Origin of the sequence: Aquimarina sp. TRL1, from assembly GCF_013365535.1 — a bacterium.
In the GTDB taxonomy this organism is placed as follows: Bacteria; Bacteroidota; Bacteroidia; order Flavobacteriales; family Flavobacteriaceae; genus Aquimarina; species Aquimarina hainanensis.
This window is the reverse complement of the sequence record NZ_CP053590.1, coordinates 2835807-2838062: the sequence shown is the minus strand read 5'-3', so window position 1 is coordinate 2838062 and position 2256 is coordinate 2835807. Positions and strand designations below refer to the sequence as shown.

The 2256-nt window shown below is 27.7% G+C and carries 3 protein-coding genes; all 3 read right to left on the bottom strand.

The annotated features are described in order from the left end of the window. Window positions 1–1195 precede the first annotated feature (1195 nt). Window positions 1196–1609, bottom strand: a complete 414-nt coding sequence (locus tag HN014_RS11465; RefSeq protein ID WP_176029011.1) for a phage holin family protein — start codon at window positions 1607–1609, stop codon at window positions 1196–1198. A 77-nt stretch (window positions 1610–1686) separates the two neighbouring features. Further along, the gene (locus HN014_RS22730; protein ID WP_303246380.1) at window positions 1687–1821 is read right to left on the bottom strand and encodes a hypothetical protein; all 135 of its coding nucleotides are present in this window, start codon (window positions 1819–1821) and stop codon (window positions 1687–1689) included. 95 nt (window positions 1822–1916) lie between these two features. Then, window positions 1917–2072, bottom strand: a complete 156-nt coding sequence (locus HN014_RS11460; RefSeq protein ID WP_176029010.1) for a hypothetical protein — start codon at window positions 2070–2072, stop codon at window positions 1917–1919. Window positions 2073–2256 lie beyond the last annotated feature (184 nt).

Genomic DNA, 2256 nt, shown 5'->3' with positions numbered 1-2256 from the left:
ACAAATGCTGTTAAATGAATATTTATTTAAATAATCAGTATATAAAAATGAGTATATGTGGAATCTTATGTTTTCTCTAAAGAAATACGACATGGGTATGCTTGAGATTGTAAATAACAATCTCAAAATCTCCTTTTCTTACTATATTGCCTTTACAGTTTAGACAGTATTTAATCACACAGTTTCTGTTATCTCCTCATTAATTACATTACTTATCACCGCACTGTTTTATCTAATATGAAATACTTACAACTAAGATTTAATTAACTAAAATTCATATAAAAGCTTTATTATGCGCTTATAAAACTTTACTACTTAAATAGCACTTTTATTCTAAGTGACTATAACTTTTTATATTCTAAATCCAACATTGTTGTATTTACCAATCATAAATCTATGTATAAATAATCAATTCCTATTGATTGAAGAACTCAAAATAAATAAGGCTATACCGTAAAGATTATCAAGAAAATAAGACGAAGAAGAAATTGTTTAAAAAAAAATCATCGACAGAAAAAAAGGAAATTAGATCTACAGTTTTTTGATTGATCTAACACCGCTTTCCTTTTCCTGTCGAACACAAACTTTATTTTTCACCACGATCTGCTATACAAAACAAAGCAAATACAATGGATATATTTTTATCAATAAAAAGCGAGGAAGTAAACACAAAGAGAAAACACCTTAAACCTTCCATGGAGGATAAATCTTATCTAATATTTAGTATATATGAAAGCTAGAACAAAAGAATCTCTATATGAACAATGACTTTCTATGCCTAAGGTATTTTCTCTATAAACAAACCATTCGATTTATCCCATAGCTTTTTATTTTATTATTTCTTTTTTTAAAACTGGTAGCGATAGTATGTTATATCGCTACCATATTTATTGTAGCTGAACAATGACCACAGTTCCTACAAATGTTACTATTTCTGAGTATTTGTCTTAAATGACAGTTATTTTTTTTGAATTATTCAATAACTTAAACTGTCTACAACACCCTTTATCACAATTGCAACACTGTCGCAATATACAGTGTTTTTATTTTAATTGCAATAAAGTCGCATTTAATTTTCAACTTTTTTTCTCTGGTCTTTATATCGTATTAAAAAAAAGAGGAGAAGACTACCTATTACAGGCATCCTTCTCCTCATTGTCAATCAGAAAAAAAAGTTGAGTTTGTGAGTTATTTATTATTTTGTTTTCTGGTCTTTAGACATACTTTCTATAGCATCTTTCAGCTCACTTTTTTTTAAGAGATTTATTAAGGCTTTAAAAGGGTTTACTCCGTATATCTTATTGAAGTTTTCCATGATCGATTTAATTTCTGTTAAGGCTATAAAACCAGCTATAATTTTTAAAAAAGGAATCTCATCAACGATGTGTTCTTCCATAAAATAGGAAGCTAAAATCACCAGATTATAGATGAAAAATTTAGAAATTGTATTTCCTATACGTTCACTACTGATTGGTACTTTGCTTTTATAAGAAGCATAAGAGCCTGTTATAAAGTCTACAACAATCAAGAAAACGATGGTTATCATTACTGCATTAACAGGAGATAAGATTGTCAGCACCCAAAAAATCATATGTGTTACTCTATCCATTTTGCTTATTCTTTATAATGGTTAAACAAATTATAAATAAGTACATATATCATGTACTTTTATGTATTCCCAAGCAATTACTTATTTATCTTTCTGGTATCTTGACTCGCTTCTCTTTCCTGTTTTGTTATTAAATTTTCTAAATTTCCATTTGCTTCAGGTAAGAAATCTGCAAGTCCCCTATTTTCATTGCTTTTATCTTTCAGTACCATATCATTGCATTTTTAGTAATAATTATGATATAATATGACACCGACCTTACCCTTACTATCTACTTGTTTTCCTCCTTCTAATTATTTCTATTCACTTAATCTTTCAGAATATTATAAATAGTTCTTTCAGAGATAAACAAACGTTCTATCAACTCTTCTACAATAACTTTCATTTGTCGATCTGAATTATTTTCTACATAATTCTTTATAAATTGCTTTCTTTTTTCCAACAGCAACTGACTTCTTTGCATACAGATTAAATTGTTTTGGTTTTTTACATATTCTTCCACCCTATCCAAACAAAAGTTTGAATAGTTAGCCGTCAACAGTGTTTTTAAGCGCTTACATCAAAAAAACACCTGAAAATGTTGTAATAGAATTAGTACAAATGTTAGATTTTCATTTCTTTTTTGTATTTTAGCAAATATTTACATG